22 protein-coding genes and 1 riboswitch are annotated in these 18,060 nt (G+C 46.3%); of the genes, 10 read left to right on the forward strand and 12 right to left on the reverse strand.

All coding sequences use genetic code 11. The features are described from left to right. Positions 1-209 precede the first annotated feature (209 nt). From FO446_RS06040 to FO446_RS06060, 5 genes are all read right to left on the reverse strand, one after another. On the reverse strand, positions 210-356 hold the full coding sequence (locus tag FO446_RS06040; protein ID WP_173609072.1) for a hypothetical protein: 147 nt from the start codon (positions 354-356) through the stop codon (positions 210-212). Beyond that, entirely contained in the window at positions 349-540 is a 192-nt protein-coding gene (locus FO446_RS06045; protein ID WP_173609071.1) for a hypothetical protein, read from the reverse strand. Before FO446_RS06045 ends, FO446_RS06040 begins: the two co-directional genes overlap by 8 nt. A 138-nt stretch (positions 541-678) precedes the next feature. Beyond that, a complete protein-coding gene (locus tag FO446_RS06050; RefSeq protein WP_237900101.1) occupies positions 679-1,551 on the reverse strand; it encodes a hypothetical protein in 873 nt (290 codons plus the stop codon). Between the two features lie 218 nt (positions 1,552-1,769). Continuing rightward, positions 1,770-3,218, reverse strand: a complete 1,449-nt coding sequence (locus FO446_RS06055; protein WP_237900102.1) for an amino acid permease — start codon at positions 3,216-3,218, stop codon at positions 1,770-1,772. 112 nt (positions 3,219-3,330) lie between these two features. Then, a riboswitch (Lysine riboswitch) is annotated at positions 3,331-3,516 on the reverse strand. 84 nt (positions 3,517-3,600) lie between these two features. Next, on the reverse strand, positions 3,601-4,095 hold the full coding sequence (locus FO446_RS06060) for a DinB family protein (protein ID WP_237900103.1): 495 nt from the start codon (positions 4,093-4,095) through the stop codon (positions 3,601-3,603). 168 nt (positions 4,096-4,263) lie between these two features. Here FO446_RS06060 and FO446_RS06065 point away from each other — a divergent pair, with 168 nt between their 5' ends. Next, entirely contained in the window at positions 4,264-4,821 is a 558-nt protein-coding gene (locus FO446_RS06065) for a CGNR zinc finger domain-containing protein (RefSeq protein WP_173609067.1), read from the forward strand. A 32-nt stretch (positions 4,822-4,853) separates the two neighbouring features. On the opposite strand, the gene FO446_RS06070 is transcribed toward FO446_RS06065, so the two are convergent. After that, complete coding sequence (locus FO446_RS06070; RefSeq protein ID WP_237900105.1) at positions 4,854-5,654, reverse strand: inositol monophosphatase family protein; 801 nt, start codon at positions 5,652-5,654, stop codon at positions 4,854-4,856. Between the two features lie 264 nt (positions 5,655-5,918). Here FO446_RS06070 and FO446_RS06075 point away from each other — a divergent pair, with 264 nt between their 5' ends. After that, complete coding sequence (locus tag FO446_RS06075) at positions 5,919-6,671, forward strand: alpha/beta fold hydrolase (protein ID WP_173609065.1); 753 nt, start codon at positions 5,919-5,921, stop codon at positions 6,669-6,671. Here FO446_RS06075 and FO446_RS06080 read toward each other — a convergent pair. From FO446_RS06080 to FO446_RS06090, 3 genes are all read right to left on the reverse strand, one after another. Then, positions 6,649-7,047: a hypothetical protein gene (locus FO446_RS06080; protein ID WP_106841359.1), complete on the reverse strand. Its 399-nt coding sequence runs from the start codon at positions 7,045-7,047 to the stop codon at positions 6,649-6,651. The genes FO446_RS06075 and FO446_RS06080 overlap by 23 nt on opposite strands. 34 nt (positions 7,048-7,081) lie before the next feature. Then, positions 7,082-7,606 (reverse strand): ImmA/IrrE family metallo-endopeptidase, encoded by a 525-nt coding sequence (locus FO446_RS06085; RefSeq protein WP_173609064.1) that lies wholly within the window; start codon positions 7,604-7,606, stop codon positions 7,082-7,084. 76 nt (positions 7,607-7,682) lie between these two features. Next, positions 7,683-8,129 (reverse strand): helix-turn-helix domain-containing protein, encoded by a 447-nt coding sequence (locus FO446_RS06090; protein ID WP_173609063.1) that lies wholly within the window; start codon positions 8,127-8,129, stop codon positions 7,683-7,685. A 180-nt stretch (positions 8,130-8,309) separates the two neighbouring features. Between FO446_RS06090 and FO446_RS06095 the strand changes: the two genes are divergently transcribed. The 6 genes from FO446_RS06095 to FO446_RS06120 all read left to right on the forward strand — a co-directional run bounded on the left by FO446_RS06095 (position 8,310) and on the right by FO446_RS06120 (position 13,568). After that, positions 8,310-8,504 carry a BhlA/UviB family holin-like peptide gene (locus FO446_RS06095; RefSeq protein WP_012684855.1) on the forward strand — a complete coding sequence of 65 codons (195 nt, stop codon included), beginning with the start codon at positions 8,310-8,312 and terminating at the stop codon, positions 8,502-8,504. A 192-nt stretch (positions 8,505-8,696) separates the two neighbouring features. Beyond that, positions 8,697-9,674, forward strand: coding sequence for a homoserine kinase (locus FO446_RS06100; protein ID WP_237900107.1), 978 nt, complete (start codon positions 8,697-8,699; stop codon positions 9,672-9,674). A 94-nt stretch (positions 9,675-9,768) separates the two neighbouring features. Continuing rightward, complete coding sequence (locus tag FO446_RS06105; protein ID WP_237900109.1) at positions 9,769-10,701, forward strand: hypothetical protein; 933 nt, start codon at positions 9,769-9,771, stop codon at positions 10,699-10,701. Positions 10,702-10,891: 190 nt separating this feature from the next. Next, positions 10,892-12,058, forward strand: coding sequence for a dicarboxylate/amino acid:cation symporter (locus tag FO446_RS06110; RefSeq protein WP_221867459.1), 1,167 nt, complete (start codon positions 10,892-10,894; stop codon positions 12,056-12,058). Positions 12,059-12,247: 189 nt separating this feature from the next. Continuing rightward, entirely contained in the window at positions 12,248-12,637 is a 390-nt protein-coding gene (locus FO446_RS06115; RefSeq protein ID WP_232773585.1) for a hypothetical protein, read from the forward strand. Positions 12,638-13,106: 469 nt separating this feature from the next. After that, entirely contained in the window at positions 13,107-13,568 is a 462-nt protein-coding gene (locus FO446_RS06120; protein ID WP_173609058.1) for a hypothetical protein, read from the forward strand. A 97-nt stretch (positions 13,569-13,665) separates the two neighbouring features. Here the strand turns inward: FO446_RS06120 and FO446_RS06125 are convergent, their stop codons facing one another. Further along, the gene (locus FO446_RS06125; protein WP_237900111.1) at positions 13,666-14,103 is read right to left on the reverse strand and encodes a Dps family protein; all 438 of its coding nucleotides are present in this window, start codon (positions 14,101-14,103) and stop codon (positions 13,666-13,668) included. Between the two features lie 87 nt (positions 14,104-14,190). On the opposite strand from FO446_RS06125, the gene FO446_RS06130 reads away from it, so the two are divergent. Continuing rightward, a complete protein-coding gene (locus FO446_RS06130; RefSeq protein WP_237900113.1) occupies positions 14,191-14,823 on the forward strand; it encodes a molybdenum cofactor guanylyltransferase in 633 nt (210 codons plus the stop codon). A gap of 96 nt (positions 14,824-14,919) precedes the next feature. On the opposite strand, the gene FO446_RS06135 is transcribed toward FO446_RS06130, so the two are convergent. Together FO446_RS06135 and fdhD are read right to left on the reverse strand one after the other, a co-directional pair. Then, on the reverse strand, positions 14,920-15,381 hold the full coding sequence (locus FO446_RS06135; RefSeq protein WP_232773587.1) for a hypothetical protein: 462 nt from the start codon (positions 15,379-15,381) through the stop codon (positions 14,920-14,922). 150 nt (positions 15,382-15,531) lie between these two features. Beyond that, positions 15,532-16,329 (reverse strand): formate dehydrogenase accessory sulfurtransferase FdhD, encoded by a 798-nt coding sequence (fdhD, locus tag FO446_RS06140; protein WP_173609054.1) that lies wholly within the window; start codon positions 16,327-16,329, stop codon positions 15,532-15,534. A 403-nt stretch (positions 16,330-16,732) separates the two neighbouring features. On the opposite strand from fdhD, the gene FO446_RS06145 reads away from it, so the two are divergent. Then, on the forward strand, positions 16,733-18,007 hold the full coding sequence (locus FO446_RS06145) for an L-lactate MFS transporter (RefSeq protein ID WP_285862619.1): 1,275 nt from the start codon (positions 16,733-16,735) through the stop codon (positions 18,005-18,007). Positions 18,008-18,060 lie beyond the last annotated feature (53 nt).

Below are 18,060 nucleotides of genomic sequence, written 5' to 3' on the forward strand. Positions count from 1 at the left end.
CAACCTCCTGATCATATATAAAAGAATTTGATAACGATTCTCATTATCAAATCCATGAAAAGTATATATTTCCAACTGAATTTCGTCAATAAAAAAATGTTTTTCACTATGTTCTTGGTCGAAATCAAAAGGAATCCCCTTCCGGAAAAGGCAAAAGGAGCATCTGCCTGTTTCCCAGAAGGGGACTTGCTTTTCTAATGGGAAAAGAACTATTCTTTGTCCCTGTTTTCTTTGTTTTCCGCAGCCGACTTGGCAGTTTGGTTCAATGTCCCTTCCTTTGGTGTAAGGGAATAACCATGCATATTGCTTCCGTTATAACCCATGTCAGGCTTTTCTTTTGAGATACGATCAGTCATTTGCTTCCCCCTTATTTTGTCCAGTGGGTGTAGAGTCTTGTTGCACATACGGATTGTCGATGTCATTTGGTTCCTTGTCCAGATTGGTACGGATTGCGAGGATTGGACTAGTTGGAGGTTGAGCGATCAGTCTGTCATCCAGTTGTTTGAAATCAGGCAGGTCGTTTTCGCGATTGTCATCCATGTTCGTCTCCTCCTTTACGGGTTAGTATGTCCACCATCTGCCTGTCAATTTCCTTAAATGGAAAAGGAAACGGCACACAAAAAAACAGCCCCAGTCCCAGAGAAGCTCGGGCAGAGGCTGTAGATCATCTTTGTGCAGTTAACTCGTTTTCTTGGACAGGATCTTCATAAAAGAGGCAAGATTCGTTTGAAGCAATGGTGTAAAGGAAGAAAAGGAAGCATTTTCAGCGAGCGTATTCATTTGACGAACAAATTCCGTGGTGTCCTTTGTATTTACATTCTCAAAACGGTTAGTGATTATAGTATTTTTTAAATCAGAGAGAAGTGTAGCTTGTTCGTTCCGGTATTGTGCGATCCAGTCTGGACGATGTTGCAGCTTTTTGACGAATTGAATCAGCATGCTTACTTTCTCTGTTTGATTGGTGGTAGCCGCTTGCATTTTTTTGTAGGCTTCCGGGTCATATCGTTCCATCAGTTTGGACGGATTGACATAGTCGTCCGGCGCCCCATGTGGTTTTTGCGGAAGCTCTACGTAGCTGACACTGCCAGTCGCAGGGTCAACTTTTCGTGTTTTGGCAACGCTAGCGAGCAGATGGAGGGTATCCAAAAATTCAGCAGCATTTTTTTCATCAGCCATGTATTGGTCTGCCAAATATTTGCCTTGGGTTAATCCGACCTCTACCAAAGCAGCTCTTTCTTCATCCGTGTAGGTGGATTGGGAGTTGAAAAAATTACGTTCGAGGATCTGATCAAAGGCCTTACGAGCTTCAGGTGGTTTATCTGCGAAAATTTTATCCAAGCGCTCGTTAATCTCTGTGCTAAAGAAAAATTGGACGCTGTGATGTTCGATGGCATCAGCAGGGAGCTCGCGTGCTTTGTGAGAACGAAGATCTACTGTATCGTACTCGGGCAATCTGGGCAATTCTAAACGAGTTCCTGTCACCATTTGGGGTGCAAGTTGGTTAGTGGATAGCTGGGGGGGTAGGTAGCGGTTATTCGATTGGATGTGCATGTTCTACTCTCCTCACATGGATTCATGTTCAGTCGTGAAGGCAGGAGATCATGGTTACCTTTTATCAGATGACTAGTATGAGTTGCGAGAACGGAAGGAAACGGATCTCTATTGCTTCTTTTCTATACTATCGGCTCTTTTCGGGCAATTATTAATATACTGTTTAGCATGAAAAAGGACTCCCGTTCAGATAACGGAAGTCCGTATTTTTTCTTCGATTATTTCGTGTGTTCATCCATGCTGAAGTCAACTTGTTCAAGAGGGACGAGCTTTGTCTTTTGCGTGACTTTATAAGCGAGCCAAATGATTAAGAACAGAGGCAAACCAATGTAAGAGACCGCGACGCCATACCAGTCGATCGTTCCACCCAAGAATGCGGAGTAATTTTGCCCCAAAATAACGATACAGCAAATGATGAAGGCAAAAATCGGTCCAAACGGGAACCACTTTGCCCGATAAGGCAATTCGCTTAAGTCACGGCCCTGAGCGATAAACGCTTTGCGGAAACGGTAGTGACTAATGGCAATTCCCAGCCAAGCGATGAAGCCTGACATACCAGACGCATTCAAAAGCCATACGTACACTTCGCCTTCCCCAAACAGAGAGGACAGAAAAGCAAGGGCGCCGATGAGCGCAGTCAAGATCAAGGCATTGATAGGTACGCCATTACTTGTTACTTTTGCGAACCATTTTGGTGCTTTTCCTTCCTTCGCCAAGTTCCACAGCATGCGTGTAGATGCGTACATGCCAGAGTTACCAGCAGACAATACAGACGTGAGAATAACGGCATTCATGACGGATGCTGCAAAAGCAAATCCGGCATTTTCAAATACAATCGTAAACGGACTGATCGCAATATCCGTCAGGTCGCCACTGATCAGATTTGGATTATCGTATGGAACCAACAACCCGATGATCAAAATAGCGAGGATGTAGAAGAGCAGGATGCGCCAAAAAATTTGACGGATGGCCTTGGGAATGTTGCGGGCAGGGTCTTCGCTCTCTCCAGCTGCGACACCAACCAGCTCCGTCCCTTGGAAAGAGAATCCGGCAATCATAAAGACACCGAGCAGGGCCATGAAGCCGCCATTGAATGGCGCGTCGCCTTTGGTGAAGTTTTGGAAGCCAACTGCTTGACCGCCCATAATGCCAAAAATCATCAACACACCGACAATAATAAAGATGATAACCGTTATTACTTTAATCAAGGCGAACCAATATTCAGATTCTCCATAGGCTTTCACAGACAGGAGATTCAAGGCGAACAGCAATCCGAGGAACAAAGCGCTCCACACTATCGCTGGGGTATCCGGGAACCAATATTTCATAATAAGTGCGGAAGCTGACAGCTCGACGGCAATGGTAATGGCCCAGTTGTACCAGTAGTTCCAACCGAGAGCAAAGCCGAGAGATGGATCGACGAACCGTGTGGCATACGTCGAAAATGAACCGGAAACAGGCATGAAGGCGGCCATTTCCCCCAAGCTAGTCATTAAAAAGTAAACCATGATACTAATGGCGAGATAGGCGACTAACGCTCCACCTGGCCCGGCGGAATGAATCGAGCCTCCGCTCGCGAGAAACAATCCCGTCCCAATCGACCCGCCAATGGCGATCATCGTCAGGTGTCGGGCTTTTAAACCACGTTGCAATTGATTTTGTGACATAAGCTGCTTGCACGACCTTTCTTGATTTTTGAGAAGGAAGGTCGGAAATTAAAAAACCGCCATAGCCAAAAAATGGCATAGGGCGGTATCATCCAATCCCCACCAAGCCTTCACTGAAGATAGCTCACCACGTTTGCTTGGCATGCAAACGTGACAGTTCTGCCCCTTTCGAGTACAGCCCCAACCCAATCGCACAGAGACGCGATATGAGTTTCGGCGGATTTTCCTTACCTGGAGTCATTGATTTTCTCTGAATCTCGTACAGGATGATATAAAAGCCGCGACCTCTATCCTCACCGTGAAAGATGAGGATAACATGTATGAAATTATGTGATTCATCAAATATAAAGGATTGTTCGGGATTAATCAATGTGAAATTTTGTTATTCAAATGAGCGTCTGGCAGGCCAAGAGCCTTGCAGCTTGCGAATTTGGACAATTTGTCCCGTATGAAACGCATCATGCAAGACAAGACTCATGACGTTTTGGTAAATCGGTGTATAGGTAGCCTTCTGGTTTAACTCTTCATCCGTCAGCAAGGAAAGCTGTTCATGAATGTTGCGATGGACGCTTTCCATTCGCAAAAGGGTAGCTAGCCAAGCGTCTTCGTCATCAGGACCGCCGGATGGGGTGAAGGTATCATCGTTCGTCTCGGCAGAGCCATGAAATTCGGTATCCAAAAGACGATGCAACAGACGTTCTTTGTAATACAGAAGATGACTGACGTTTTCCCAGATTGTGTTAGCTGCTTCTCCTACAGGGCGCCAGCTAGCCTCCGCTGCTGATACTCCGGAAAGCACTTCTTTTAAGGGGGGATACCAGTCTTCCTTGTCATACGCACATTCCCATCCGTGCAAAAGCAATTCCTTCCGATTCATACGCTTCCTCCTCGTCTGTGAAAAAGATTGATGAAACGCTATAATAACAGTAAGAAATGAGTGTGTAACCAGTTAATTTAATTACGGTGGTTACAAATAGAGATTACCATATCCTGTATGGTCATACAAGAGAGAAAAATGAAGGGTTTCGTCAGGAGAGATGATGCCATGGACTGGCTTTGTATCGATTTTTTAAATAGTGATTGGAGGGATTGGCGCGGTTCTGGTCGTTGGGAAAATCGTCTGGAGAACCAGGAATGGCTGTCATCCTTTTTGCAAACATACAAGCTAACCGCTCCGCTACCTATGGATGAGGAGTATGCCGCGTCTCTTTTGCAGTTGCGCGAACGTTTGAGACGTATGCTGGAAACCGTTGTGCATGGGGACCGATTCCAAGAGGAGGATCTTGTGGAATTGAACAAAGTATTGGCCCTCGCCCCATTTCATAGGCAGGTGTTGTTTGTAGAGGAGGAGGGCGGCTACAGGCAAAAGCAATCTAGCTCAACAGAGGGCTGGCCGCTCGTGATGGCACAAATTGCTGCTTCTTTCGCGGAGTTGCTTGCCCCACAGCATCTTGAGCGAATCAAAATATGTGACAACGAGGATTGCCGCTGGGTGTTTTATGATGAAAGCCGCAACCGGGTGCGCCGCTGGTGTGATGACAAAATGTGCGGAAACTTGATGAAGGTCCGCCGTTTTCGTGAACGGAAAAAGGAAAAAGGGTGAAGCGCTAAAGCTCACCCTTTTTATCTGTTCATTTATGAAGCTGGGGTCAATTGGACCAGCTTAGGGTAGATGGACGAACCTGCTGCTACGATGCCTGAGCTTTTCCAGCAAAAATCGTTTCCTTGTGTATCCGTAATTTTGCCTCCGGCTTCCTGAACCAAAAGTGCACCAGCCAGCCAATCATACACCCCTTCACCATATTCCCAGTAACCGTCGAGTCGCCCGCATGCCACATAGGCCAGATGGAGTGATACTGCGCCTTGCATGCGGATGGCAAAAGCCTCTGGCATGACTCTTGTCAAGGAATTTGCTGTATACTTACCGACCAAGTGGTTCATTGGCTCGGAGGAAGCAAAGAGTGTACCTAAAATGCACTCACTCAGCTGCGATTTGGCTGAGGTACTGATTTTTTGTCCGTTTAGAAAAGCTCCACCCCCGTCAATTGCTGTAAACAGTTCATCACGGCATGGATCATAGACAAAAGAAACAACCGTGCGTCCTCCGTCAATCAGGCAGAGGGAAGTAGCCCACATCGGCATATTTTGCAGAAAATGAACTGCTCCATCGATTGCATCCATCACCCAGTAAGGACTTGCGAATTCAGGCTGTTCCTGTGCAGCCAGATCGAATTCCGCGTCAGAGAATTCATAGGTGGGAAAACGCTCGGATAATGATTGCTTCAATCGAGCTTCAACCACGGCATTTACCTCTTCAAAGCGTTTAGCCATTGCTTCCTTGCTGTGGCAGGGCGCGCCTTTTTCAAATTCCACTAGCAGCTCCTTTCCAACACTTCTTACCAGTTTTTCGCAAAATTGCACATCTTGTAGATTCATAACAATTCTCATCCCTTCTCTTTTTGGTAAAAATCGAGTAGTTTCCATAATAGTTTCCATACTTTTCAGCAAGTTCAGGACCAAAATCAGTCTCAGTCTCGATATGCTGCACGAGAAATTAAGTAGTATGTTTGAATACTACTATGAAAGGATTAGTTCGTCAACACCACGAAAATGTCGAGATTCACAAGTTATGCACATGTGCAGAGTGTTTGAGACATAATAAGTAGCATCATACGTGGGAACGGAAATGAGGTGGGTAGGATGAGTCAAACACGCAAAAAATGGTTACAGGCACTGGTATTGGTGACACTAGGGGCGATTTGTCTGGCTATATGGTATTTGCAGCCATATCAGCCCGATCAGGCAGCGTTAACGGCCATGCAAGGCGGTGAAGGGATTACGGTCATGGATACGAATGACTGGATTATCTTCCAAGGCGGGGAATCACGCGAACCGGGACTCATCTTATATCCGGGAGCACTGGTCAAACCGGAGAGCTATGCTCCGATTGCCCGTGCCTTGGCAGGCTACGGCTACCATGTTTTTCTCGCGCGAATGCCGCTGAATTTGGCCGTAAGCGATATGACGCGAGCCACACAAGTATTGAAGGCCTACCCAAATAAAACGTTTGTCATCGGTGGACATTCGCTCGGTGGTACCATGGCGGCTGAATTCGCAGCTAACCATCCGGACCGAATCAACGGTGTGTTTTTACTGGGAGCGTATCCGAACAGTCAGGGGAACTTGAAGAAGGTGAATTTGCCGGTGCTGTCTTTACTCGGATCTCGCGATGGAGTGATTAATATGGAAAAGTTTTTGGAGAGCAAGCAATATTTGCCGGAGCGTACGGTGTACATGTCCATAGAAGGGGGAAACCACTCCCAGTTCGGAAGCTATGGATCGCAGGAGGGCGACAAGCCCGCTGCCATTACTCCTCAGGAGCAGTGGCAGCAAACGGTGGCAGCAATCAAGGATTGGCTGCTTAATGATGTCATGATGATGAACGTGGAATAATACCGGATACAACACCTGTAATGCGAATGTTTTCCGAGGGGAGCAGCATAGGCGTATCTTGCTCGCGTGTGGTTGTAAACAAACATTCCAATGGATTGACGTCTGCTGCGATGCGCACAAGGAACTGCCCCTCTTGTCGGATCAACACAGGTCTGTCTTTTACGGGCTCCATCGAAAAGTCTGAGATCAATAGGGCGTCTCCAGGAAAAATACCGAGACCACTAAGACCGTCATCTCGCATGATGAGGGCAAAGCGGGCCACGTGATAGCTGGCTACCTGCAAAGAGGGCAACAGCGACAGCTCCTCGTCTTGGTCCAAGGCGAGATCAAAAAAATGAGTCGTGTATGCATCACCGGCAATAAAGACTCGTTTCATCAGGTATCCCTCCTGCATAAAATAGCGTCGTAATTTACCCATAGACGGGAAAACCTTTGGCATACATACGGCTAAGTATGCGCTCAAAACGGGCACGGGCAAGAGGCATCGGCACCTGAAAGCGCTGAGCCAACATAGCTGGTGCGTTGTATCGCGAGCAATCGGCCAAAAGGGGGCTCATCATGTAAATGGGTAGCAGCAAATGCTCGGCAAAATGATTCGCCTGCGATTCTTGCCAGTCAATCATCCATTCGCTGCTCTGGGGCTGAATGCCTTCATGAAGGAGCAAATGTCCGAGTTCGTGCGCGATTTTTACCCGCTGGGTAGCCAGATCAAGTCGCTCGTCCACCGCAATGATATAACGTCCTGGCGAAAACGGATGCGCGTGTGCACGACTCCTGCCGCAAATACGATGGACCTCGATGCCGTACGTCTCGCACAGCAGATGCAGATCGATTTGTTCAGGCGAATCGATGCCGTGATGCTGAAGCAATAAGTACACGCGACTCTCGAGCCATGTTTGCGGTTCGCAGATTTCTTGCAAAAGGGAGTGAAGCATCAAGGACCTCCTAAATGAATGGTAAGAAAGGAACGTACGTTCTGTTTTTTGCTGAAAAGAAAAACCCGCACTGGGGTTATTTTTTTTTGATGTCTTCCGTGATGTCAAACAAGGACGGAGGTCTTTCTTCGCGTACTCTACGGACTTTCCACTGTTTCTTCAAGTCGTACCAGTAGCGGCGAATTTCTTTTTTCTCCTCTTCTGAAGCGTCTAGGTACCCGTCTAGGAAATAGTAGTCGTCCGGGTCATCGATCTTTTCCTGCAAGAGCTCGTCCAACGAACGTTGATTTGTCTCTCCTGATGCGGGGAGAATATAGGCTGTGACTTCATCTGTGCGGCCCAACAACCAATCAGTCGTGACGTCCAGCACATCAGCCAATTGCCGCAGCATGTCATTCGGTGGTGTGCTGTGATTGTTCTCGTAGTTACTGATCGTCCCCTTGGTCGTGCAGACATGCTCTGCCAACTCTTCCTGGGTCAGACCTTTTGTCTTACGAGCTGTGCGTAAGCGCTGAGATAGCATGAGCGTGCCAGTCCTTCCTGTGAGGATGTACAAATTTATTGTACTAAATGAGAAGGAAAAAGAAAAGTATGGATATAAATTTTGTTTTCAACGAATTATGTACAAGCCTTTTGTACAAAATACTGATAAGGACGATGCGGGAACACTCGTTCTGTACAGTGACAAAAGGGGAGATCAAACATGGAAGACCAAGTAACAACCGTATTACTTCAGCAAGGGCCATTTGCTGCTTTGTTTGTCTGGTTGTTGTTTTATATTATGAAGGCAAATCGAGAACGCGAGGGGCGTTTGCAGGACTTGCTGGACAAATACAGCGACAAATACGATTTGATCCTCGAGGAATTGCGAGAAATCAAGGGAAAAGTGAGGAAATAACGCTTTTTGACTTTATGTTGCCCAATCCCTTGAACAGCTTATTCATGAAAGGGGACAAATCGTTGTAACCTGTGTCAGACCTTGATCGGCCTTTAGCCCTTCCAGGTCTTTTTTTCTTGCTGTGTCCTTTTCCCCATTCACACGTCTTCCATAATAACTTACCAATACTTAGCAAAAAGGAGCAGCATGACTATGCATTTACCCGTCGTCTACTCAACCATCTGTGAAAATGCATTACAGAAAGTACTTCAGGAAGCATATCCAACCGAACAAATACAATCGGTTCACTACATGCTTCGAGGCATGAACGATACGTACCTCGTGCAGACGATCGATCAAAAACGAATTTTCAGGCTGTATCGCAGTGATTGGCGAACAGAGGAAGCAGCTGTCGCGTTCGAGATGGAGCTCTTGCTCTATTTGAAAAGACAAGGAGTATCTGTATCTGTGCCAATTGCGGACGGTTCAGGAAACCATGTCTTGAGACTGCAAGCAGCAGAGGGCAATCGCTTTGGTGTGTTGTTCACTTTTGCCTGTGGCAAGGAGCAGGAGATCGATACCGAGGAACTGAGCGAACGATTCGGCAGAGCCGTTGCCGAGCTGCATGTCAAATCAGAAGGCTTTTTCACACAGCAAGCTCGCGAGGTTTGGGACGCCAAGGCGCTGATTCATCGCCCGTTAGCCATTATCGAGACACGTTTGCAGCATCGGAAGGAAGATTTTCAATTTCTCCAAAAGCTGGCGATGGAGCTGGAAGACAAGCTGAACGAGCATATCCTTGCCGGACTCGACTGGGGGATTTGCCACGGAGACCTTCAAGGGAATTTTAATACGAACTTTTGTGAGGACAACACTTATACTCACTTTGATTTCGACCTGTGCGGATATGGCTGGCGGGCGTATGATCTGGCTGCTTTCAAGCTGAGCCGAATATTGATCGAAGAAGATGACGAACTGGTCGAGGCGCTATGGAGTGCTTTTCTAAAAGGATATATTGAGGTTCGTCCCTTATCTGAAAACGATCAGGCTGCGGTGTCGCTCATGACAGGTATTCGCCAATTGTGGCTAACGGGGCTGTGCATGCATGATCCTCATATCATGGGTAGCAGTGATTCGGATGATGCTTTCGTGAGTGAGAAGATGGAATTTTTTAAAAAATATTTCGCGTGAACGAGAAGCGTTTTGCAAAGCGTTGTCAGAAAAACATGCGCCCCGAAGTCAATGATAGGTAAGTCATACATTGACGAGAAAGAGGGAGAAAAGCATGTTACCGTACATCGGAAGTGGCCCATACTGCTACGCAAATTCTTCAGCTATGCTTTTGGAGACAATTGGGGAGAAGGTATCGCCTGCTGTACTTGAAGTCCTCTCTGGCGTAGGCATCGGGGCGATGTGGCATGAGGAGCAGAAAGTCATATATTTCGGACAAGAGATTCCCGACCGTGGTGTCAGTCATGCGTTGGAGCTGCTAGGGTTTAGCTGGACGGAAAAGTCAGCGGATACTGAGGGAGAGCCACCATTGGAAGAATTACGGCGTGACGTGGAACATGGACCCGTTTTGCTCGGACCACTTGATATGGGCTATTTGACGTATAATCCCAATGCTGCTTATTTGGGGGGCGCTGACCATTTTGTTCTCGCATACAGGATGGATGAGCAAGCAATCTACCTGCATGATCCAGCAGGATTCCCTTTTGTGAGCTTGCCATTGTCCCAGTTTGTCTTGGCATGGAAAGCTGAAAAAATCTTCGATCGCCTCTTTTCTTATCACTACTGGACAGCACCAAAGCGTGTAGGCAGTCCGTCAGAGGAGGAACAAGCTGCAAACGCCCTTCGTTTATTCCAAGGGATTTATCAGGAAAGTGCATCGGCTAAACCAAGCACTTCGGTCCTATACGGAAGGGAAGCGATCCTGCGGGTAGTGAAACGGATAGAAGAGGAGGGCGGCCTCTCCCCAGCAGAAATTGGTCATCTCTCCTATTTTGCTTTCCAATTAGGGGCGAGGCGAGCCATGGATTTCGCTGTGTTTTTCTCGAAGCATGCGCCAGAGCTGGCGGCAATTAAAGAGAGGCAGGCGAAGCAATTTGGACGTTGTCACACACTGATCGTGGAAAAGAATGAGCAAGAGCTAGCGAATGCCATACGCGTATTGGCAGACATCGAAGAGGAATTTCGCTACGTGCTTTGCGCCAAATAATATTGTTCCCCCAAGTGAGTAAGTAATGCTCATTGGGGGTTTTCTTTAATTTGAATATTATTACTTTTTTATGACTCATGACAATCTCATCCCGGATGTGTTACCTTGTTATTCATTAGTCCGCGTAAAGGAGACAAAGTCCATTCCACGCGGACGTTATTTATTAAAAATTAACGGAGGTTTACTATTAATGAAAAAGCTAGGTTTACTACCCAAAATCCTGATCGCCATTGTCCTCGGGATCGGGATCGGTTCTATATCGCCGATTTGGGTTGTGAAAGGATTGGCTACATTTAGTGGCCTGTTTGGAAATTTCCTCGGATTTGCGATTCCGTTGATTATCATTGGATTTATCGCGCCAGGCATCGGTGAGCTGGGCAAAGGGGCAGGGCGTTTGCTTGGGGTAACCACAGGGGTTGCTTACCTGTCAACGATCCTTGCAGGAACCCTTGCTTATTGGGTCAGTACGAGTATTTTTCCACACATTCTTGAGGTAGGTGGACTGGTGAATCAGTATGCCAACCCGGAGGAAGCACTGGTGAAGCCATTCTTTACCGTGGACATGCCGCCGATTGTAGGTGTGATGACAGCATTATTGCTTGCCTTTACCCTTGGTCTTGGAGCGACTGTCATCAAAGGGAATGCCCTCCAAAATGTGATGGTAGACTTGAGAGATATCGTCGAGAAGCTGATTGCTTCCGTCATTATCCCGTTGCTTCCCTTACATATTCTGTCTGTATTTTCCAACCTGACCTATGGTGGACAAGTCACCATCATTCTATCCGTCTTCGTGAAAGTTTTCGTCATGATTATCGCCTTGCATCTATTCTATCTGTTCGTGCAGTACATGATAGCAGCCCAGATGGGACGCAAAAATCCATTTACGCTGATAAAAAATATGCTCCCCGCTTACTTCACAGCGATTGGAACGCAATCATCTGCGGCCACTATTCCTGTGACACTGAATCAGACCAAGAAAAACGGTGTGAGCGAAAAGATCGCAGATTTCGTCGTTCCACTCTGTGCGACAATCCATCTTTCCGGAAGCACGATTACGCTTGTCAGCTGTTCCATGGCAGTCATGATGCTAAATGACATGACGACATCCTTTAGCGTGATGTTTCCGTTCATCTTGATGCTGGGCGTAACGATGATCGCCGCACCAGGTGTGCCGGGTGGTGCAGTCATGGCAGCACTCGGATTGATGGAGTCCATGCTTGGATTTACTACTACGTTGACTTCGCTGATGATTGCTTTGTACATCGCGCAGGATAGCTTCGGTACTGCTTGTAACGTAACGGGTGATGGTGCGATTGCGGTGATTACGGATCGATTGAGTGAGGAGAAGGCGGCATAAAATTGCTGTTATTGGGAACGAGAACCTGTCCAGATGTGGATGGGTCTTTTTTGTAGATAAAGGCATGAGAAATTATCATTATCAAATTTTTACTAAAAACGACAATATTATTCAAGAAATATTATATTTTGACAATTGATGGAATTGGTGGTATATTTCTCTTAACCCAAAATATAGGAGGTTATTTTCGTGAAAAAAGTCCTACTAGCATTGACTCTAGTATTTGCTGTATCGTCTTCTGCATTTGCTGCAAGTTCGGAAACAGAGCCTAACAATACCTTTGAAACGGCTGATTCCTTTACAATAAACACAAGCATTTCAGGAACTACTGATTTCGATGACCGAGATTATTTTGTTTTTCAAGCAAACAAGACTGGGAAAGTTCGCGTTACCCTGACACATACGAATGACAAAGGGGCCCCAGCATTCCAAGTATATGAACAAGACCGCACTAAGATTGGAACTTCTGACTACAGCACCCCGATGGAGATCAATGTAGTTGCAGGTAAAAATTACTATGTGCAAGTATTGGGAATAATCGGTTACCCATCCTATACTGTATCCGCTGAAAATCTGTAATCAAGGATTGTCTAAAAAATAGATAACTCAGTTGCAGAACAGCTTCGGTACGGCTTAAGACATATGCGACTTGTGATTACGGATCGATTGAGGAAGACAGCTTGATAATCTACAGAAGGAACCTGTCCAATTGTGGATGGGTTTTTTTCTGTAAATAATAGGACAAACAACTTTCGCAAAGAAAGTGATATGGGATTATACATAATTGGTAAAGTGTTTTCGTAGAGTACTGCTCGTATCGCTCATATCGGCGGTGCTGATCCGGAAGCGAGATTGACGATCATTAAGATGCACCGTGTAATCGTTAAAGGAATCACTGTTGAAGCTCGGAAACGTTTGTGTGGAGTGTAATTTGCACGTGTGGATGGAGCGGGGCCAAATTCCCCCGTTTCCAACTAGTTCGAATTATATTATCATTGGATATAATTCCATCATTCTACTTTTTGCGAAAAGGGGAATACATAACGCAATGTTTAACGAACGGAAAGCGTTACAAATGACATTGCAGGCCATGCTAGAGCAGCGTATGGCACTGCGTCGACATTACGTCGATCAGGACAAGCAGTTGGGAGCAGACATCAAGCAGCTTTTGAGCCGCATTCGCGAGTTGGATAACGAAGCCGGGATCGGAGACGAAGAAAGCCCTGACGATGTAACTTTGGCAACAGAGGAATTTTCGGATGATTTGATGAAGCGAATGAAGGTGAGAAAGGCGCACATTCGTCATGATTATGTGGAAGTTGCGAAGCACATCGAAAACCTGTTACGGGAAGCGATGTCTCCAATGTCATTGGCTGATCTCTGCTCCGTGTTGAAAGCACGGCACCAGGTAGAGTTTGCGAGTCCCTACATTGGTGTTCAGAAGTCATTAAAGTATTTGCCCCAAGTAAAAGTAGAAAAGGACGGGCGGAAACTGATTTTTTCACTCTAGGCATACAGGGTGAGAGAGGCAGTTTCACGGGAGGCAAGACCCAAAAAAGGCGATGTGTCTAAACACAATCGCCTTTTGGTGTCTATGATTGTCTTGCTTATTGCAAGAAGGATTTGAGCATCCAAATGTGTTTTTCCAAGCTGCTGCGGATTCCCAACAGCATATCGGCTGTCCCTTCATCGTCCGCTTGATCAGCTGTTTCCATAGCCAGCTTCAACTCGTCTACAAGAATGGAGAAGTCTCTCGTGATCGTTTCTACCATTTGCTCAGCTGTTTCGTCTCCTTCTGCTTCGGTAATGCTTGCAGTGTTCAGACATGCAGCCAGAGTCGCTACAGGCTTTCCACCGATGGAGAGGACGCGTTCAGCAAGGGTATCGAGATTCGCTGCTGCTTCGTTGTACAATTCCTCAAATTTTGCGTGGAGTGTAAAGAAGTGAGGTCCTTTTACATTCCAGTGAAAATTGTGTAGTTTCGTATAGAGGACTGTCCAGTTCGCCACTTGTTTATTGAGAACGCTGTAGAGTGTGTTTTCCATCGAGAATCTCTCCTTATTTATAATTATTATTTATTTAAAATTATTATAAACTAATAAGGATTATTGTCAACACCCAGGAGGAAATTTATGTCGCAGCTGCGTATCGGTGCGGTTATTTTAGCAGGCGGAAAAAGCAGCAGAATGGGCTATCCAAAGCAAAAATTACCATGGAGGGACGGAACCTTTTTAACAGAGTTGGTAAAGGAGGTACAAGCGATTGGCTTGTCTTGTTTCATTGTAGCGAACGATTTTTCGGGCACTCAAGTGACACAAAAGGAACAAATTGATGAACAGCCCGTCACAATAACTCCTGATCTGGTACCATCCTGCGGTCCTGTCAGTGGGTTGGTTACTGCTTTTCGCGTAAGTACCGAGGATGCTTTGCTAGTGTTGTCCTGCGACCTACCTTTTATGGATCGTGTACAAATAGCGAAATTCATTGAATTTGCCAGGGAGAGGGACGAGTGGGATGTGATTGTTGCCCAATCAGAAGGCCGAACCCATCCATTATGTGCTGTGTACCATCGGAGAACGCAGAGTAATTGGGAGCAGGCTCTTTTGAATGGACAGCGAAGATTAATGCGAACTTTAGATGAACTGCGAGTGGTGCCCTTGCCTGATGAATGCTTGGACCCTTGGGCTGTATATAATGTCAACACACCTGAAGAGTACGAACAGGCAAAACTTGAAGAAAAACGCAGAAAGACAGGACATGCTTGAAACGTGTCCTGTTTTTTGTTTGGAAAAAAGGGGCTTTTCATAAAGGGCTATCATACAAGCGTTTCTCTGGACAAACCGTATGAATAGTAGTGATGGCTAACGAAAGGAGGGAGCGCAATGACAAGAAAGTGCAAAAAACAAGGCAAACACCACGGTCACCACTGTTGTTGCAAAAAACCCGACAAACACGACCACCACTGTTGCGACAAAAAAACCGAAAAGAATTACGACCACCACTGCTGTTGCAAAAAAACCGACAAATATTACGACCACCACTGCTGCTGCAAAAAACGTGACAAGTATTACGGTCACCACTGCTGTTGCAAGAAACACGACGATTATTACGAGCCACAATGCTGCTGCAAAAAGCATGAACATTGCCACGATCACTGCTGTTACTGCAATGACCATGATTGCAAAGGCACTGAAAAACATGACCACCACTGTTGCAAGAAGCAAGACATAGATGATGAAGACGAAGAAGAGGACGACGACGAAGACAAAGATGAAGAAGATGATGAGGACGAAGACGAAGACGACCACGGCCACTGCAAGCATAAAAAGAAACGCTGCTGCTGCAAATAAAAAATTCCCACGTTGAAAGAACAAAAGCCCGAGAGGCTAACTCGGGCTTTGAGATTACCAGATGAAAAAACATAGAAAAGCGGGAAGGCTCTATGCTTGTCCCGCTTTTGATTGATTGCTTCTTTAAGGCAGAAGAATTCTTTCGGCTTGTGTATACACGTTCATTTTGTCATTGCGGATAAATCCGACTGCGGTGAGCTTCAGCTCATCTGCCAGTTGAAGGGCGAGATCAGTTGGAGCGGACTTGGACAAAATGATGCCAGCACCAATCTTGGCAGCCTTGAGCAGCACCTCAGACGAGATGCGTCCACTAAATACTAGAATTTTGTCCGTGGTGGAAATGTTATCTTGCAAGCATTTCCCATAGATTTTGTCGAGCGCATTGTGACGCCCGATATCGGAGTACTGAAGCAAAACTTCATCCGGTGTACAGAGGGCTGCATTGTGGACACCACCTGTTTGGCGGTGAATCTCAGACGACGCTTGCAATTCCTTCATCAGGCGCATGCATTGAGCGGGGGTGACAGTTGTTGTGCTTTCAACAGGCTTTGCTGTGCGCGCATCGCTAAAAAAGTAAAAGGACTGTCTGCTTTTTCCGCAGCAGGAAGTAATTCTGCGTTTGGAGTAAAAGCTCTGGGACAAAATTGTTTCTTTATGCAAATCAACGTAAGCAAATCCTTGGGCCTCATTAATCGTAAGCTGCTTGATTTCCGAGTAGCTCTTGATGACGCCTTCGGCTGCGAGAAAACCGATGACCATCTCTTCCAGGTCGGCCGGAGTACATACGATTGTAGCGAATTCCTCATCGTTGAGAAAAATCGTGAGGGGGTACTCGGTGACGATTTCGTCGTCTTCCCAGCCATGTTGGTCAGCCGAAATTTTCAACACGGGCAGTCGGGTGGTGATGGTTAGATCGGACATACGGGCCTCCTTTTTGTCGAAATTATGAAGTTTTCATGGCTATTTTGTGAGGAAAATATTGTCGAGTGAACGCTTACATGGTAGTATACTATGTGAGATGAAAAGTGTCATAAAATTTTCGTCTTTCCATGTATTCATAGCGTAAGGACAGATTGACACGGAGCAGCGACCCTGCCACCGATTATTTTGTAGCCTTGCAGCGAAAATTACATAGTGAACACAATGCTTGTTGATGCTGATGTAGCGTTCCTGCTGATGATTAACTGCTGTGTTTCATCGTAGTCCTCGTTTCCATTTATGGAGACCTGGGTGAGTCGGTGAAATCGGCAGTTTTTCTTTTTTTCGAGAAGGCTGTTGATGGATCCACAGCATGCTCAAGACCATTGCAAAGGAGATGAATGATTTGGAACAAAAAGTGAAAAACCGCTGGCTTATCGCGTTGGCTGCGGTAGGCATCCACATCTCGATTGGGTCGGTATACGCCTGGAGTGTATTCACCAAACCAATTACCGAGCAATTCGGCTGGGACTTGCCGGATGTTCAATTTACGTTTAGCATTGCGATCTTGTTCTTGGGGCTGTCTGCTGCCTTCCTCGGTCATTATGTCGAAAAGCACGGCCCGCGTAAAGCTGGTATTCTCGCATCGATCTTTTTTGGAGTAGGAACTGTCGGGGCTGGCTTGGCGATTCAATTGAGCAGCTTGCCTCTGTTGTACGTATGTTATGGAGTGCTGGGCGGTATTGGACTTGGGGTAGGTTATATTACGCCAGTATCGACTCTGGTCAAATGGTTTCCGGATCGCCGCGGTTTAGCAACGGGTCTTGCCATTATGGGCTTTGGTTTTGCTTCCATGATTGCCAGTCCGATTATGAACGCTTTGATTGCAAATGTAGGAATCGCGAACACCTTTTATATTTTGGGCCTTATATATTTCGTTGTAATGTTGGCTTCTGCTCAATATTTGGCTCCACCTCCTAAAGGCTGGGTACCGGCTGGATTTTCCGCTGAGGGAACAGTTGGCAGCAAGCAAATCAAAAAAGATTTGTGCCAATTGACTGCCAACGAAGCGATCAAGACACGCCGTTTTTACTGGCTGTGGCTAATGCTGTTTATCAATGTGACATGTGGAATCGCCGTTATTTCGGTAGCATCGCCGATGGCGCAAGAAATGGTGGGGATGTCTGTCGGAACAGCAGCACTGATGGTAGGGCTAAACGGTTTGTTCAACGGTGGTGGGCGAATCGGCTGGGCGTCTCTGTCTGATTTCATTGGACGACCAAATACGTACACAGCTTTCTTTGCCATCCAAATGGTACTGTTCTTCCTGTTGCCGAATATGTCCAATCCGATCTTGTTCATGGTAGCGATGTTCATCATTATGACCTGTTACGGTGGTGGCTTTGCATCCATTCCGGCGTACATTGGTGACCTGTTTGGAACGAAGCAATTGGGCGCAATTCACGGTTATATTTTGACGGCATGGGCTGCTGCCGGCTTGGCAGGACCGATCTTTGCAGCATGGGTTCGCAAGACGACAGAAAGCTATACAGGAACCATGAGTGTTTTCGCAGGAATGTTCGTTGTCGCTCTGGTGATCTCGCTAGTAATCCGTCTGGATATCAAAAAACTGAAGGAAGAAGCCAAACAAAGAGAAAAGTCTGTTGAATTGGCTAGTTAATCAATGGTAAAGTTTAAATAGAGAATGATTTGAAGTAAAGGTGATTTTCCTCG

Origin of the sequence: Brevibacillus brevis (assembly GCF_022026395.1) — a bacterium.
Taxonomy (GTDB): domain Bacteria; phylum Bacillota; class Bacilli; order Brevibacillales; family Brevibacillaceae; genus Brevibacillus.